The organism is Mesorhizobium sp. CO1-1-7 (assembly GCF_020164885.1).
In the GTDB taxonomy this organism is placed as follows: domain Bacteria; phylum Pseudomonadota; class Alphaproteobacteria; order Rhizobiales; family Rhizobiaceae; genus Mesorhizobium; species Mesorhizobium australicum.
Genome location: NZ_JAIUHA010000001.1, coordinates 482,487 through 498,902 on the forward strand (window position 1 = coordinate 482,487; position 16,416 = coordinate 498,902).

General features: G+C 63.2%; 13 protein-coding genes. 5 read left to right on the top strand and 8 right to left on the bottom strand.

The window, feature by feature from the left end:
* Positions 1-112: 112 nt before the first annotated feature.
* From LB516_RS02190 to LB516_RS02210, 5 genes are all read right to left on the bottom strand, one after another.
* Positions 113-943: a dipeptide ABC transporter ATP-binding protein gene (locus LB516_RS02190; RefSeq protein ID WP_140714153.1), complete on the bottom strand. Its 831-nt coding sequence runs from the start codon at positions 941-943 to the stop codon at positions 113-115.
* The gene (locus tag LB516_RS02195) at positions 940-1,797 is read right to left on the bottom strand and encodes an ABC transporter ATP-binding protein (protein WP_015314099.1); all 858 of its coding nucleotides are present in this window, start codon (positions 1,795-1,797) and stop codon (positions 940-942) included. Before LB516_RS02195 ends, LB516_RS02190 begins: the two co-directional genes overlap by 4 nt.
* A 2-nt stretch (positions 1,798-1,799) precedes the next feature.
* Complete coding sequence (locus LB516_RS02200; RefSeq protein WP_224718930.1) at positions 1,800-2,654, bottom strand: ABC transporter permease subunit; 855 nt, start codon at positions 2,652-2,654, stop codon at positions 1,800-1,802.
* Positions 2,655-2,724: 70 nt separating this feature from the next.
* Entirely contained in the window at positions 2,725-3,732 is a 1,008-nt protein-coding gene (locus LB516_RS02205) for an ABC transporter permease subunit (RefSeq protein WP_015314101.1), read from the bottom strand.
* Between the two features lie 50 nt (positions 3,733-3,782).
* Positions 3,783-5,375, bottom strand: coding sequence for an ABC transporter substrate-binding protein (locus tag LB516_RS02210; RefSeq protein ID WP_015314102.1), 1,593 nt, complete (start codon positions 5,373-5,375; stop codon positions 3,783-3,785).
* Between the two features lie 466 nt (positions 5,376-5,841).
* On the opposite strand from LB516_RS02210, the gene LB516_RS02215 reads away from it, so the two are divergent.
* Together LB516_RS02215 and LB516_RS02220 are read left to right on the top strand one after the other, a co-directional pair.
* Positions 5,842-7,866, top strand: a complete 2,025-nt coding sequence (locus LB516_RS02215; protein WP_140660585.1) for a long-chain fatty acid--CoA ligase — start codon at positions 5,842-5,844, stop codon at positions 7,864-7,866.
* Entirely contained in the window at positions 7,866-8,591 is a 726-nt protein-coding gene (locus tag LB516_RS02220; RefSeq protein ID WP_224718837.1) for a class I SAM-dependent methyltransferase, read from the top strand. The genes LB516_RS02215 and LB516_RS02220 overlap by 1 nt, the downstream gene beginning before the upstream one ends.
* Here the strand turns inward: LB516_RS02220 and LB516_RS02225 are convergent.
* Both LB516_RS02225 and pgi read right to left on the bottom strand, forming a co-directional pair.
* A complete protein-coding gene (locus LB516_RS02225) occupies positions 8,575-9,297 on the bottom strand; it encodes an HAD family hydrolase (RefSeq protein ID WP_015314105.1) in 723 nt (240 codons plus the stop codon). The genes LB516_RS02220 and LB516_RS02225 overlap by 17 nt on opposite strands.
* Before the next feature lie 5 nt (positions 9,298-9,302).
* A complete protein-coding gene (pgi, locus tag LB516_RS02230) occupies positions 9,303-10,946 on the bottom strand; it encodes a glucose-6-phosphate isomerase (RefSeq protein WP_411969375.1) in 1,644 nt (547 codons plus the stop codon).
* 336 nt (positions 10,947-11,282) lie between these two features.
* Between pgi and LB516_RS02235 the strand changes: the two genes are divergently transcribed.
* From LB516_RS02235 to LB516_RS02245, 3 genes are all read left to right on the top strand, one after another.
* The gene (locus LB516_RS02235) at positions 11,283-12,776 is read left to right on the top strand and encodes a PLP-dependent aminotransferase family protein (protein WP_015314107.1); all 1,494 of its coding nucleotides are present in this window, start codon (positions 11,283-11,285) and stop codon (positions 12,774-12,776) included.
* Positions 12,777-12,967: 191 nt separating this feature from the next.
* Complete coding sequence (locus LB516_RS02240; RefSeq protein WP_224718839.1) at positions 12,968-14,551, top strand: trimethylamine methyltransferase family protein; 1,584 nt, start codon at positions 12,968-12,970, stop codon at positions 14,549-14,551.
* Between the two features lie 58 nt (positions 14,552-14,609).
* Entirely contained in the window at positions 14,610-15,839 is a 1,230-nt protein-coding gene (locus tag LB516_RS02245) for an aromatic ring-hydroxylating oxygenase subunit alpha (RefSeq protein WP_224718840.1), read from the top strand.
* Between the two features lie 27 nt (positions 15,840-15,866).
* Here LB516_RS02245 and LB516_RS02250 read toward each other — a convergent pair whose 3' ends face one another.
* Positions 15,867-16,265 (bottom strand): hypothetical protein, encoded by a 399-nt coding sequence (locus LB516_RS02250; protein WP_015314110.1) that lies wholly within the window; start codon positions 16,263-16,265, stop codon positions 15,867-15,869.
* Between the last annotated feature and the right edge of the window lie 151 nt (positions 16,266-16,416).

The following is a 16,416-nucleotide window of genomic DNA, read 5'->3' on the forward strand; positions in this document are numbered from 1 at the left end:
GTGGCGAAACCGGCCGTGAGAGCGTTTTTCTCCCGGTCACTATACGGGGAGAAATGTCCGGCAGGACAATGAGGGGCGGCGCTGACGTCGGCCATTTGCATGGCTTGCGACCTTAGGCGGCCTTCTTCTTCGCCAGCCTCGCCTTGATGCTCGCCACGTCGGCGCGCGGTGTCGCGGCGAACAGCGTCCTGGTGTAGCTGTGCTTGGGGTCGGCGAAGACCTCGTCGCGCGGGCCGTATTCGACCGCCTCGCCGAAATACATCACCATCACGTCGTCGGCGATGTAGCGCACCACCGACAAATCGTGGCTGATGAAGACATAGGTCAGCTGGAATTCGTCCTGCAGGTCGGCGAGCAGGTTGAGCACCTGCGCCTGCACCGAGAGATCGAGCGCCGAAACCGGCTCGTCGAGCACCAGCAGGCTTGGGTTGAGCATCAGCGCACGGGCAATGGCGATGCGCTGGCGCTGGCCGCCCGAGAACATGTGCGGGTAGCGGTTATAGTGCTCGTGACCGAGGCCGACCTTCTTCAGCATCTTCATGGCGAGGTCACGCCGTTCGGCGGCTGGCTTGTCGGTGTTGATGAGCAGCGGCTCGCCCAGCACATCGCCGATCTTCTGGCGCGGATTGAGCGATCCGTAAGGGTTCTGGAAGACGATCTGCACCTTGCGGCGCATCTCCTTCGTCAATCCGCCTTTGGCGATATCGACCTTGTTGCCGTCGATGAAGAGCTCGCCCGACGTCGCGGGATCGATCAAGGTGATGATGCGGGCGAGCGTGGACTTGCCGCAGCCGCTTTCGCCGACGATGGCCAGCGTCTTGCCCTTGTCCACCGTGAAGGAGACGCCCTTGACGGCATGCACGGTGCGCGGCCCGGAGAACAGGCCGCCGCCGATATGGTAGTCGCGAACGATGTTCTTGCCTTCAAGGACGGTGGTGCTCATGCCGAGGCTCCCGCTGCCGAAGGGGCAGGCTCGAACAGCATGTCGGACACAGTCGGCAGCCGGTCGCCGACGGCGTTTTCCGGCAGCGCCGACAGAAGCGCGCGCGTGTAATTGCTTTTCGGCGATTCAAACAGCGACAGCACGTCGGCCTCTTCCATCTTGCGGCCCTTGTACTGGACGATGACGCGATCGGCGGTCTCGGCCACCACGCCCATATTGTGGGTGATCATGATCAGGCCCATGCCGTATTTGGCCTGCAGCGAGACCAGGAGATCGAGGATCTGCTTCTGGATGGTGACGTCGAGCGCGGTCGTCGGCTCGTCGGCGATCAAGAGCTTCGGATTGCAGGCGATGGCAATCGCGATCATGACGCGCTGGCACTGGCCGCCCGACATCTGGTGCGGAAAAGAGCTCAGCCGTTCTTCCGGATCGGCAATGCCGACCAGCTTCATCAGCTCGATGGCACGCGCCCGGCGCTGGGCGCGATCCATGCCCATGTGAAAGCGCAACACTTCCTCGATCTGGAAGCCGACGGTGAAGCATGGGTTGAGGCTGGCGATCGGCTCCTGGAAGATCATCGAGATGTCCTTGCCGACGATCTTGCGGCGTTCGGATGGGCTGAGCTTCAACAGGTCGACGCCATCGAAAGCCATGCGGTCGGCCTTGACCGTCGCGGTGTTGGGCAACAGCCCCATCACCGCCAGCATCGAGACTGACTTGCCGGAGCCGGACTCGCCGACGATCGCCAGCACCTCACGCGGCTCGACCGAAAGGTCGATGCCTTGCACGGCCATGAACGGTCCGGCGGCGGTGTCGAAGGAAACGGTGAGGTTCTTGATCTCGAGCAGGGACATGCTCACGACCTCTTCAGCTTGGGGTCAAGCGCGTCGCGCAGGCCGTCGCCGATCAGGTTGATGGCAAAGACGGTGATGAGGATGGCAAGGCCCGGGAAGGTCACAACCCACCAGGCGCGCAGGATGAACTCGCGCGCTTCGGCAAGCATGGTGCCCCATTCCGGCGTCGGCGGCTGCGCCCCCATGCCGAGGAAGCCGAGGGCGGCCGCCTCGAGGATGGCGTTGGAGAAGGACAGCGTCGCCTGCACGATCAGCGGGGCGATGCAGTTGGGCAGGATGGTGACCAGCATCAGCCTGAGATGGCTGGCCCCGGCGACCTTGGCCGAGACTACATATTCGCGGGTCTTCTCCGCCATCACGGCGGCGCGGGTGAGCCGGGCGAAGTGCGGCTGCAGCACGAAGGCGATGGCGATCATGGCATTGACGAGGCCAGGGCCGAGCACCGCGACCAGCACCAAGGCCAGCAGCAGCGACGGGAAAGCCAGGATGATGTCCATGATGCGCATGATCAGCGTGTCGACCCAGCCACGGCAGTAGCCGGCGAGCAGGCCGAGGATGACGCCGGAGATCAGTGCCGTGGTGACGACGACGAAGCCGATGGCGAGCGAGAATCGCGAGCCGTAGATCAGGCGCGAAAGCATATCGCGGCCGACGGCGTCGGTGCCGAGCAGGAACTGTGCGTTGCCGCCCGCCTGCCAGGCCGGCGGCGTCAGGAAGAAATCACGGAACTGATCGTCCGGCGAATGCGGGGCGAGCACCGGCGCGAAGATGGCGATCAGGATCAGCAGGGCGAAGACGAAGAGGCCGATCACCGCGCCCTTGTTGATCGAGAAATAGTGCCAGAATTCGGCGAACATCTGCAGCCGCGCATCCTGCGGCTTGACGACGGTCGCCGCTTCGATGGTGGCTGGGCCTTCATTGGTCATGTCAATTCGCCCGGATGCGCGGGTTTATGACGGCATAGAGCACGTCGACGATAAGGTTCACCGACATGACGATCAGCGCGATCAAAAGCAACCCGCCCTGCACGGTGAAATAGTCGCGCTTGGAAATGGCATCGATCATCCACTTGCCGATGCCCGGCCACGAAAAGATGCTCTCGGTCAGGATGGCGCCGGTCAACAGCGTGCCGACCTGCAGGCCGATCGTGGTGACGACCGGGATCAGCGCGTTGCGAAAGGCATGCAGGCCGATGACGCGCCGCGGCGCCAGGCCCTTGGCGCGCGCGGTGCGCACATAATCCTCGCCCAGCACTTCGAGCATGGCCGAGCGGGTCTGCCTGGCGATGACCGCCAGCGGAATGGTGCCGAGCACGATGGTGGGCAAGATGAGGTGCGACACCGCCGAGCGGAAGGCGCCCTTCTGGCCCGAGATGAGGGAATCGATGGTCATGAAGCCGGTCACCGGCTTGAAGAAATAGAGAAGGTCGATGCGGCCCGAGACCGGCGTCCAGTGCAGCGTGCCGGAAAACACGATGATCAGCAGCAGCCCCCACCAGAAAATTGGCATGGAATAGCCGGCGAGCGCGGTGCCCATGGTCAGCTGGTCGAACCAGGAGCCGCGGCGGATGGCAGCAAAAATGCCGAAGGCAACACCGAAGATGACGGCGAAGATCATGGCGAAGATGGCGAGTTCGACCGTGGCCGGGAACCGCACCAGGAAATCCTTGAGCACCGGCGTCTTGGTTGAAAACGAGGTGCCGAAATCGCCGCCGAGGATATTGGTCAGATAGGTCAGATACTGTTGCCAGATCGGCAGGTCGAACCCGAACTGGTGCATCAGCGCCGTATGACGTTCGGGCGACAGGCCACGTTCGCCCGCAAGCACCAGCACCGGATCACCGGGCAGGATGCGCACGAAGCCGAAAGCGAGGATGGTTATCCCGATGAAGGTCGGGATGATGAGGGCGAGCTTGCCGAGGATATAACGCAGCATGGCGGGCGAGGTGGGGCGGCGCCTTGTGGCGCCGCCCCGTTTCGCGAACCTTATTCGGCGATATCGACGCCGTCAAAGCGATGGATACCGAGCGGATCCATCGCAAAGCCGGAGACGGTTTTCTGCATCGGCATGAACACCTTGGAGTGGGCGAGCGTCGCCCACGGTGCCTGCTCCTTGAAGATGACCTGTGCCTGTTCGTAGAGCTTGGTGCGCTCGGCCTGGTCGGAAACCGTCTTGGCCTTGTTGATGAGCGCATCGAAGTCCTTGTTGCACCATTCCGCGCGGTTGTTCGAACCGACGGAAGCGCAGCTCAGGAGCACGCCGAGGAAGTTGTCCGGATCGCCATTATCGCCGGTCCAGCCGACGATGACGGCGCCGTCGTGATCGACCGCGGAAGCGCGCTTGAGGTATTCACCCCAATCGTAGCTGACGATGTTGACCGTGACGCCGACCTTTGCGAAGTCCGCCTGGATCAGTTCGGCGGTGCGGCGCGCGTTCGGCATGTACGGACGCGAGACGGGCATCGCCCAGACGTTCATCTTGAGGTCCTTGACGCCGGCCTCTTCAAGCATCTTCTTGGCCGCGTCCGGATCGTACGGATCGTCCTTCACGTCCTTGTTGTAGGACCACATGGTCGGCGGGATCGGGTTGATCGCCACCTGGCCGGCACCCTGGAACACCGCGTCGATGATGGCCTTCTTGTTGATGGCCATGTTGAGCGCCTTGCGGACACGCACGTCGTCGAACGGTTTCTGCTGGGTGTTGTACATCAGCGCGCCGACGTTGAGGCCTTCCTGCTCCGCGACCGTCAGGTTCGCATCAGCCTGCAGGCCGGCAATGTCGGCCGGTGCCGGGTAGGACATGATGTTGCATTCGCCGGCCTTCAGCTTTTGCGCGCGCACCGCCGGATCGGTGGTGATGGCGAAGACCAGATCGTCGATCTTCTGCTTGCCGCCCCAATAGTCCGGGTTGGCCTTGTAGCGGATGGCGGCATCGGTCTGGTAGTCGACGAAGATGAACGGCCCAGTGCCGACCGGCTTCTGGTTGAACAGTTCAGGCGTCTTGTCGGCCTGCAGCTTGTCGGCATATTCCTTCGAGACGATCGAGGCGAAATCCATGCCCAGGGTCGGAATGAAGGTGATTGCCGGTTCCTTGAGGGTGAACTTCACCGTCAGGTCGTCGACCTTCTCGACCTTGGTGATGTTGTCGCCGAACTGATCATTGTAATACTGGTAGGCGATGCCCGGTATGTACTGGAACCAGGGGCCATTCTTGTCGACCTGGCGCTCGAACGAGAACACCACGTCGTCGGCGTTCAGGTCGCGGGTCGGGGTGAAGTAGTCGGTGGGCGCGAACTTGACGCCCTTGCGCAGCTTGAAGGTATATTCCTTGCCGTCGTCGGAAATGGTCCAGCTGTCCGCCAGGCCGGGCGAAACCGAGGTCTTGCCGTGATCGAATTCGACAAGGCGATTGAACACGGTGCGCGAGGACGCGTCGAATGTCTGGCCCGCGGTATACGGCGCCGGGTCGAAACCCTCCGGCGACGCTTCAGCGCAATAGACCAGAGTTTTCGCGTTGGCCACGCCGCCCAGGACGCTTGCAGCCAGCAACGCGGCTGCAAAAGTCAATTTCTTCTTCATTGAGCACTCCCTGATGTTCTTCCAAGCCCCTCTATCAGGCTCGCGAAGCGCGCATATAAGCACCGTTTTTCCGGGTTTGGAACACCCCGTTTGCTTACCCCGCGGGAAGCAGGAAAAAAATCCGCAATTTCGCTAAATGGCAGAAAAAATTAGCACTTTTTTCTATTCACGATATTATTAACGACCGCATTTTTTTATTGATCAGACGTCCGGCGACAAGGGTGCCGCGCCCTGTATTCATCCGCCGCCGGTGCGGAAAGATGCCGTTCCAGCCGTGGCCGGCGGGAAAGGTTTTCGGCGGCAAATCTTTCGGCATCCTGCCGCTAGGGCAAGACTTGCACCGCCGCCGATAGAGGCAATACATAGATAGACAGCTGGCCGCAGCGGAGGGACGTCTCCATCAATCTGGAGGCGGCGCGGTAGGGCCCAGCGAGAACAGGCGACCAGGGTTGTCGAGGAGGAACGGGTGGCAAAAGCATCGAAGGCCCCGGTGAAAGCGTCCGTTAAGGCGAGGCCTAGACCAGCCGCAGGCGACGACGGGCAAGGCAAGGCCGCGGGCAAGGCCGCGACCGCGAAGGCGGCGGCCGGCAAGAAAGCACCCGCGGCAAAAACCGTGGCCACCGCCAGGACCGCCGCGAAGCCGGCGTCGAAGGCCGCGCCGACAAAGGCACCCGCGACCAAGCCCGGATCGGGCAAGGCCGGAACGGGCAAAACCGCGACGACGAAGAGTTCGCCACCGGCGAAGACTGCACCGGTCTCCAAGCCAGCGACAGCGGCCAGCCAACGGCTGCCGAAGGCGCTCACCGAACTCGCCGCCGGCCTGCCGCAAAAGCCATGGCTCAACAGCTATCCCAAGAACATGCCGGCCGAGATCGGCGCCCTTCCCTACGGTTCCATCGGCGACTTCCTCGTTGGCGCCTGCAAGCAGTTCGCCGGCCAGCCGGCTTTCACGTGCATGGGCAAGTCCATCACCTACGCGCAGCTCGAACAGTCTTCGGCGGCCTTCGGAGCCTACCTGCAGTCCACAGGATTGCAGAAGGGCGCGCGTGTCGCCCTGATGATGCCGAACGTGCTGCAGTATCCCATAGCGATGATGGCGGTCGCCCGCGCCGGCTTTACGGTGGTGAACGTCAATCCGCTCTACACGCCGCGCGAACTGGAGCATCAGCTCAAGGATTCCGGGGCGCAGGCCATCGTCATCCTCGAAAACTTCGCCAACACCCTGCAGGCGGTCGTCGCCAGGACCTCGGTCAAGCACATCGTCGTCGCGGCCATGGGCGACCTGCTCGGCGGCCTGAAGGGCTCGATCGTCAATCTGGTCGTGCGCCGCGTCAAGAAGATGGTGCCGGCCTGGTCATTGCCTGGCCATGTCAAGTTCAACGCGGCCCTCAAGGCTGGCCGCGGCATGGCTTTCAAGCCGGCCACGGTGGCCGCCAGCGATGTCGCCTTTCTGCAATATACCGGCGGCACCACCGGAATCTCGAAAGGCGCGACCCTCTCGCACAGCAATGTGCTGGCCAATGTCGCGCAGAATGCGCTGTGGCTGCAGGACGCCTACACCGTCAAGCCAAAGCCGGCGCATCTCAACCTCGTCTGCGCACTGCCGCTCTACCATATCTTCGCGCTGACGGTGAATGCGCTGATGGGCATGCAGATGGGCGGCCAGAACATACTGATCCCCAATCCGCGCGACATTCCCGGCTTCGTCAAGGAAATGGGCAAGTATCCGATCCATATCTTTCCGGGCCTCAACACGCTGTTCAACGCGCTGCTCAACAATGAGGACTTTCGCAAGCTCGACTTCAAGCCGCTGCTCTTGACGCTTGGCGGCGGCATGGCGGTACAGAAGGGTGTCGCCGAGCGCTGGAAGGCGCTGACCGGTTGCCCCATCAGCGAAGGCTACGGTCTTTCGGAGACCTCGCCGGTGGCGACGGCCAACAAGTTCAGCTCCGGCGAATTCACCGGCACCATCGGCCTGCCGCTGCCCTCGACCGAAATCGCCATTCGCGACGACGACGGCAACAATGTACCGCTTGGCGAGGTCGGTGAGATCTGCATCAGAGGACCGCAGGTGATGGCCGGTTACTGGAACCGGTCGGACGAGACCGCCAGGGTGATGACCAAGGACGGCTTCTTCAAGTCCGGCGACATGGGCTTCATGGACGATCGCGGCTACACCAAAATCGTCGACCGCAAGAAGGACATGATCCTCGTCTCCGGCTTCAACGTCTATCCGACCGAACTCGAGGAGGTCGTGGCGGCGCATCCCGGCGTGCTCGAAGTGGCGGCGATCGGCGTGCCGGACGAGCATTCGGGCGAAGTGCCGAAACTGTTCATCGTCAAGAAAGACCCGGCCCTGACCGCCGAGGCCATCACAGCCTTTTGCCGCGAGAACCTGACCGGCTACAAGCGGCCCAGATACATCGAGTTCAGGACCGAACTGCCGAAGACGCCGGTCGGCAAAATCCTGCGGCGGGCGCTGCGCGAATAGTGGGTCTCGCCAAGGACGATACGCCGGACCGGCGCCCGCGCCTCGACCCGGCGGAATTCATCAAGGCGAACATGCGCCTGACATCGGTGCCGGCGCTTCCCGAAATCTGGCTTTATACCGCCCACCCGAGCAGCGGGCTGAGGCGCCTTGTCGAAGGCGATGACGCCGATTCGCAGGAGCCGCAACCGCCCTATTGGGCCTATGCGTGGGCAGGCGGCGCCGTGCTGGCGCGCTATGTGCTGGACCATCCGGAGATCGTGGCGAGCCGCCGCGTGCTCGACCTTGGAGCAGGCTCCGGCATTGTCGGCATTGCCGCGGGAAAGGCCGGCGCGTGTGAGGTGATGGCCACCGAGGTCGATCGGAACGGCGTTGCCGCGCTGGCGCTGAATGCAGCGGCCAATGGCGTCACGATCACGATAATGGGGAACGACATCACCACCGGGCCACCGCCCGCCGTGGACCTGGTGCTCGCCGGCGACGTGTTCTACGGGCAAGGTGTCGCCTTGGGGATGATGCCTTTCCTCGACCGCTGCGTCGCCGCCGGCATCGAGGTGCTGGTCGGCGATCCGGGCCGGGCCTATCTGCCGCGCTCGCGGCTGCGGCTGCTTGCCGAATACAAGGTGCCGGATTTCGGCGAGGCGAAAGACGCCGCGCTGAAGCCGAGCGCTGTCTTTCGCCTCCAGCCCGAACAGTACGCCGCCCTGCCGATCAGACCGTCTCCTTGACCCGCGTCGAAAGGAAATCCGGCAGATCGGCAACCGAATCCAGGATGACATCGGCGATCTCGGCCAGCGATTCGCGCGTGCCGGTGCCGGAGAGCACGCCCACCGCCAGGCCGCAGCCGCCGGCACGCGCCATTTCGAGATCGTGCCTGTTGTCGCCGACCATGGCGATCTCAGACGGCTTGAGCCCCGTAAGATCGCAAAAGGCCTGGATGGTGTCGGGAGCGGGCTTGGGGTTGGCCACCGCGTCATAGCCATAGGCGGCTTCGAACAGTTGCGCGACACCCAGCGTGACAAGCGTCTTTTCCGCGCCGCTGGTCGAATCGTTGGTGGCGACGCCAAGCCGGTAGGATCGCCTGTGCAGCAGAGCCAGCGTGTCGGCGATGCCTGGCAGCGCCACCGCCATCGTCGAGCCCTGCACCGAGGTGATCTCGTTGAAACGGGCAACGGCCAGCATCTGGTCTTCGTTGGACAGGCGCGGGAACCACAGTTCGACAACGTCGAGATTGGTGCCGGAGGCAAAGATGGAGTCGGGCTTGAAGCGCCGGTTGGCGAAATCGAAGCCCGCGGCCGCGAGCAGCCTGTCGGCTTTCCAGCGGTCGCCGTCGGCCGCGTCCATGGCCATGAAGTCGGCGACGCCGAGCCAGGTCGCGTTGAAGTCGACAAGCGTTCCGTCCTTGTCGAACAATATCCCCTTGATGTCAGCCAAGCGCTTCACTCCGAACCACGCAATTGGTGGATGCGTTCCACAAGGCCCCTGGTCGAGGCATCCCGGTTTGCGGCGCTTTCCTTACCTTCCACGACAGGCAGGAGCCCGGTGGCCAATTCCTTGCCGAGTTCGACGCCCCACTGGTCGAAGGAGTTGATGTTGAACAGCGTGCCCTCGACGAAGACGCGGTGCTCGTAAAGCGCGATCAGCCGGCCGAAGGTGCGCGGGTCGAGCTTGCGGTAGAGGATGGTCACCGAGGGCCGGTTGCCGGAGAAGACACGATGCGGCGCGATACGGTCGACATCCGCCGGCTTCATGCCCTTGGCCAGCATCTGCGCGCGCGCCTCTTCCAGCGTACGGCCCTTCATCAGCGCTTCCGACTGCGCCAGGCAGTTGGCGAGCAGCAGGTCATGCTGATGCTTGAGATCAGGCTCGTGGCCGACGGCGGCGGCCAGGAACTCGACGGGGATCAAATCGGTGCCCTGGTGCAGCAGCTGGAAGAAGGCGTGCTGGCCGTTGGTGCCTGGCTCGCCCCAGACCAGCGGCCCGGTCGGCGTCGTCACCGGAGTACCGTCAAGGGTAACGCTCTTGCCGTTCGATTCCATGTCGAGCTGCTGCAGATAGGCCGGCAGCCTGGACAGGCGCTGATCGTAGGGGATGACCGCACGGGCCGGATAGCCGCAGACCACGCGGTGCCACCAGCCGACCAGCCCGAGGAGCGCCGGCAGGTTTTTCTGGAGCGGCGCAGTGCGGAAGTGTTCGTCCATTTCGTGCGCGCCGTCGAGGAAAGCGCGAAAGTCCCTTGGGCCGATGGCGATCATGACCGGCAGGCCGATCGCGCCCCACAGCGAATAGCGGCCGCCGACCCAGTCCCAGAAGCCGAAGACACGATCCGGCTCGATGCCGAACTTGGCCACCAGGTCGAGCGCGGTCGAGACGGCGGCGAAATGCTTGCCCACGGCCTCCTTGCCGAGCGCCTTCTGCACCCAGTCGCGTGCCGTCTGCGCATTGGTCATCGTCTCGACCGTGGTGAAGGTCTTGGAGGCGATGATGAACAGCGTGGTTTCGGCGGACAGCCCCTTGAGCGTGTCGTGGATGTGAGCGCCGTCAATGTTGGAGACATAGTGGGCGCGCGGGCCGTCATGATAGGGGGCGAGCGCCAGCGTCGCCATGGCCGGACCAAGGTCGGAGCCGCCAATGCCGATGTTGACGATATCGGTAATCTTCTTGCCGGTGGCGCCTGTTGCCTTGCCGGAGCGAATGGCATCGGCGAAGGCGCCCATGGCGTCGAGCACGGATATGACATCCGCCTTGACGTCCTGGCCGTCAACCGTGACGCCCTTGCCGCTCAGGTTGCGCAGCGCCGTGTGCAGGACGGCGCGGTCTTCGGTGATGTTGATCTTCTTGCCGGCGAACATGGCGGCGCGACGGCCTTCGAGATCGGCTGCGGCGGCGAGCTTCTCAAGGAGATCCATGGTCGTCGCGTCGACGGCGCATTTCGACCAGTCGAGCAGGAGGTCGCCGTCAGCGGCGGAGAATGTCTTGAAGCGCTGCGGATCGGCGGCAAAGGCCTGGCGCATGTCGCCCGGGGCCGCGGCGCGATGGTCGCGCAGGGCGGCAAGCTGTTTCTGGAAGGCTGACTGATCCACTGGCGGGGACTCCTGGCTTTTTCGACGCACCATATCAGACCGGATGTTTCCGGCGCGTGTCGTCGCGCCCCAACTATTGAGCCGAAATCCATCCGGTCAATACGCGGCGATGACGCAGCACATCACGATGCGAAGACACAATGTATCGAGCAAAGAGGTGGGTATCGAGGAGCGAGGTGGTGTCGAGAGCGAGGGCCGCGCCTTATTTCGAGCTTGAAGGATCACTGGCATAAATCCCAAAGATCAGAAAAATTGATTGGCGCAACCCCTTGTGCCACGGTTACGTTCGGCTGGTCCAGCCAAGCGAAAAAAGCTGGCCATCGAGGAACATCTTCCATGCCACAGAGAAACGACACGGCGATATGGTCCGGCCTGTTCCGGATTTCGGCCGAATCCGGCCAGACCCTGCAGGCGCAGATCCGCCAAGCCATCGTGGCCGCGATTCTCGACCGCCAGATCGCCGCTTCGATGCCGCTGCCTTCCTGCCGTATCCTGGCCGAAAAACTCGGCGTCGCACGCGGAACGGTGGTGCTGGCATTCCAGCAGCTCGTCGACCAGGGTTTCCTGGTGGCGCGCGAGCGGCGCGGCCATTTCGTCAATCCGGACGTGCTGGCGACACCCGCCAAGCCGCACCAGAAAGCACCCGACCAGGCCAACGAGATCGACTGGAAGGCGCGCCGGCAGATCGCGGCAAGCGACATGCCGCCGCCCGCCAAGCACGAGAACTGGATCAAGTCCTCCTACCCCTTCGTGTACGGCCAGTTCGACCCGGCGCTGTTCCCGACCGCCGAGTGGCGCGAGTGCAACCGCATGGCGCTGGCCGTGCTGGAGATCCGCAACTGGGCGTCCGACATGGTCGACCGCGACGATCCGCTGCTGATCGAGCAAATCCAGGCACGGCTGCTGCCCCGGCGCGGCATCTTCGCCAATCCCGACGAGATCATCGTCACGCTGGGCGCCCAGAACGCGCTCTATATGCTGGCCTCGCTGCTGATGACCAAGGGCTCGAAAGTGGCGATGGAGGATCCAGGCTATCCCGACGCACGCTCGATCTTCCGGCTCGCGGGCGCCGACATCGAGCCGGTGCCAGTGGACCAGTCCGGTATCGTAACCTCTTCTATTCCCAATGATTCCGGCTTCGTCTTCGTCACCCCCAGTCATCATTGCCCGACCATGGTGCCGTTGTCGGCGGAGCGGCGGCAGGATCTTCTGGCGCGCGCCAACCGGCACAACCAGATCATCATCGAAGACGGCTATGACAGCCAGCTTCTCGACGAGGCGCCGCAGCAGGCATTGAAGAGCCTCGACCGTTCCGGCCGCGTCGTCTATGTCGGCTCGATGTCGAAGACGCTGGCCCCGGGGCTGCGGCTTGGCTACATCGTGGCTTCCGCTGGACTGATCGCCGAACTCAGGGCGCTGCGCCGCTTCATGCTGCGCCATCCGCCGGCCAACAATCAGCGCGCCGTGGCGCTCTTCCTGTCGCTCGGCCATCACGAAGCGCTGGTGCGGCGGCTGTCGAGCGCCTTCGACGAGCGGCGCAAGCGGCTGGTCCATGCGATTTCGGCCTTCCTGCCGGAATGGCGCTCGACCGACTCGGCCGGCGGCACGTCGCTGTGGCTGGAAGGGCCTCGCGGCACCGATTCCCGCGGTTTGGCCGAAGCAGCGGCCTCGCGCAGCGTCATCATCGAGCCCGGCGACCGCTTCTTCGACCGCACCGAGAAGCCTTCGCGTTTCATGCGGTTGGGCATTTCCTCTATCGCTCTGCAGCACATCGAGCCCGGCATCCGCGAGTTGGCCACCGCAGCCGGACGCAGGCCGGCCGCCGCCTGATCCATCAATCCGATTTCTTCAACGGAGCCGCTTCTCAGCGGCTCCGGTTTGTTTTAGGTCTGGCACATGTAGCTGGGCCAGCTGGCTCATAGGATGGGCCAGTGCCGGCGGCATAGTCGGCGTCAGAGAAGAAGCAGGTTGATGGTGGACCAACCGCCACGAGCTCCTGCCGGTAGAGGTGGAGTGCTTCCATGCCAGTGGCTGTCGAAAAGCAGGACATGCCGGCGAACCGTCGTCCACAACACTCCGGCGATCGCGAAACAGGACAGGCGGGCAAACCAGCCATTCCACCAAATGGGCCACTACACCAAGCCATGGAAGGCGGCAGTTACGGGCCATTGCGCGGAAACGACTGCGAGCGCATTCATGAGGGCGTGCTGACGCTTCTGGAAACGGTCGGCTTCGCCAACGCCATCCCGTCCTGCATAAAAGTCCTGACCAAGGCTGGCGCCATCCATGGCGACGATGGCCGCATCCGTTTCCCCCGTGCGCTCATACTCGACACCATCAAGCGAGCCGCGCGGCATTTCACACTGCATGGCCAGGACCCCAAGCACGACATGGTGATCCAAGGCAAGCGTGTCCACTACGGCACGGCGGGTATCGCCGTGCATCTGGTGGATCTCGAAAAGCGCGAGTATCGCGAATCCAAGCTGCAGGACATCTATGACGCCGCCCGCATCGTCGATGGACTGAGCAACATCCATTTTTTCCAGCGGCCGATGGTGGCGCGCGACATCGCCGACCCGCTCGATATGGATTTCAACACGCTCTACGCCTGCGTGATGGGGACATCGAAGCATGTCGGCACGTCCTTCACCGTGCGCGAGAATGTGAAGCCGGCGCTCGAAATGCTCTATGCCATCGCCGGTGGCGAGGAGAATTTCCGCGCCCGGCCATTCGTTTCCAACTCCAACTCCTTCGTCGTGCCACCGATGAAGTTCGCCGAGGATGCCTGCGGCGTGCTCGAGGCCTGTGTCGAAGGCGGCATCCCCATCCTGCTCCTCTCCACCGGCCAGTCCGGAACAACCGCTCCGGCGGCGATGGCCGGCGCGGTCGCGCAGGCAGTGGCCGAAGTGCTGGCTGGCCTGGTGTATGTCAACGCACTCAAGCCGGGACATCCGGCGATCTTCGGCGCCTGGCCGTTCATGTCGGACCTGCGCACCAACACCATGGCCGGGGGCTCAGCCGAACAGGCGGTGGTAACGGCGGCCTGCGCGCAGATGGCGCAATTCTACGACCTGCCCGGCGGCTCGGCCGCCGGCATGACAGACTCGAAACTGCCCGATATCCAGTCCGGCTACGAGAAAGGCATCACCAATGTGATGGCCGGCCTCTCGGGCCTCAACCTCGTCTATGAATCGGCCGGCATGCATGCCTCGCTGCTCGGCTTCTGCCTGGAAAGCCTGATCATCGACAATGACATGCTTGGCCATTGCTTGCGCTGCGCACGCGGCATCGAAGTGACGGACGAAGCGCTGTCGATCGACACCATCGCCGATGTCTGCCTCAAGGGTCCGGGCCATTATCTTGACAACGAGCAAACGCTCAAGTCGGCCCGGGCAGAGCGTTTTTATCCCGCCTTCGGCGACCGTTCCTCACCGAAGGAATGGAACGAAAAAGGCCGCCCTGATATATTGGCCCGGGCGATCGACGAAAAGAAGCGCATCCTTGCGGAACGATTTCCGCGGCACGTGCCCAAGCTGGTCGACGACAGATTGCGCGCCCGCTTCGGCAACCTGATCCACTTGCCGCGCGCGAGCATGGACGGCTAGCCAGAAGACCGACATACAGATAGCCACCGACAGAACCAACCATTGGGCAGAACGACAAATGAGCGTCTATCCTATCCAGCAAGCCGCAAATACCGAAGATGCCATCGATCGGCTGGTGGCCTCGCACCGGCCAGGCTACGGCCTGACGCGCCCATTCTACCACGACCAGGATATTTTCGAGCGGGACATGGAACGTCTGTTCCGCCGCCATTGGCACTGCCTGGCGCATGCCAGCGTCATTCCCAACCCCGGCGACTTCGAACTGTTCAAGCTCGGTGACGAGGCGGTCATCCTGTCGCGTGGCATGGATGGCACCGTGCATGCCATGCTCAATGTCTGCCGCCATCGCGGCGCCGAGGTCTGCACCAAAGAGAAGGGCAACGCGAAAGTGTTCGTCTGCCCGTACCATGCATGGACCTATTCCAATGACGGCTCGCTGCGCGCCGCCAGGCTGATGCCGAAGGATTTCGACCGCACCGCGCACGGGCTGAAGAAGCTCCATGTCCGCGTCGCGACCGGCCTTGTCTTCATCTCCTTCGCCGAGACGCCACTCGATTTCGATCCGATCGAGCAATCTTTGCGCACGAGTTGCGGACAATATGGGTGGGGCGATGCCAAGGTGGCGTATCGCCAAAGCTACCCGCTCGAGGCGAACTGGAAGCTCGCCGTCGAAAATTATGTCGAATGCTACCATTGCGGACCGGCGCATCCCGAATATTCGCAGACGCACGCGCTGGAAAAGCCCGCGGAGATGATCGAGCAGCTCAATGCCGCGATGGAACAGCGGACCTGCGCTCTCGGCATCGAGATCGGCAGCGGCGATCGCTGGCAGAATTCGGCCGCCGGCCAGGAGGCGATCCACACATTCCGCTATGCGCTCTATGACGGCGTTTCGAGCGGCAGCCGGGACGGCTCCCCCGTCGCGCCACTGATGGGCCGCTTCACCGACTATGACGGCGGCGTCACCTCCATCCATCTTGGCGGCACGACTTTCCTCGTCTGCTACCCCGACCACGGGATGATCTACCGATTCATCCCGAAAACGGCTCAGACCTGCGAGATGGAACTGATCTGGCTGGTGTGCGGCGACGCTGTCGAAGGCCAGGACTACGATCTGGAGAAACTGACCTGGCTGTGGAAGGTCACCACGGACGAGGACAAGAAGATCATCGAGCATACGGCGCGCGGCGTACGCTCGCACTATTTCGTGCCCGGACCGATCGCGCCGATGGAGTACAACGAGCTGCGTTATATCGGCTGGTATCTCCAGGAGATAAGCCGGGCTTAGAGCGGTTTCAGCGTTTCACGAAAGCGCTCAGTCGGCGCCCAGCCCGAAGCGCTCAACCACCTCGGCGTTGATCAGCTTGGCGTGCAGTGCCATCAGCACGATCTGGGCATCGAGATCGTCGCCGGTTTCGAGAGCGGCCTCGATCCGGCGCTCCGCGTCGAGCCGCTGCTGTGGGCCTTGCGCACGCTCGAAGGTTTCCGGTCCGGCGATGCAGTAGCTGAACAGGTTCGCTACCCGCGGATAGGCCTGCGGCGGCGGCTCCTCGGGCCAGTGGTCCTTCATCAGATTGACGATGGTTAGTTTCACCCCTTCGGGCACGAGGGCGGGATGCAGGTCGGCACCACGCAAGGCGGCATCGAGCTGCCGCAAATCACCCGAGCGGCCGAACATGCCGAGAAAGCCGAGGGAAGAGCGTCGTCCCGCCATTGCTGGTCCAATCCGTTTTCCACCAGTTAGGTGGTTCGGAAGCGGAATACAAAGGAGCCGGAAAATCTAAACCGCGTCGCGTCGAAACGGATCCATGCGACGCGCCTTAGATCTTGTTTCGATGCAGGGCGTTGTCCCGGAACCGAAGACA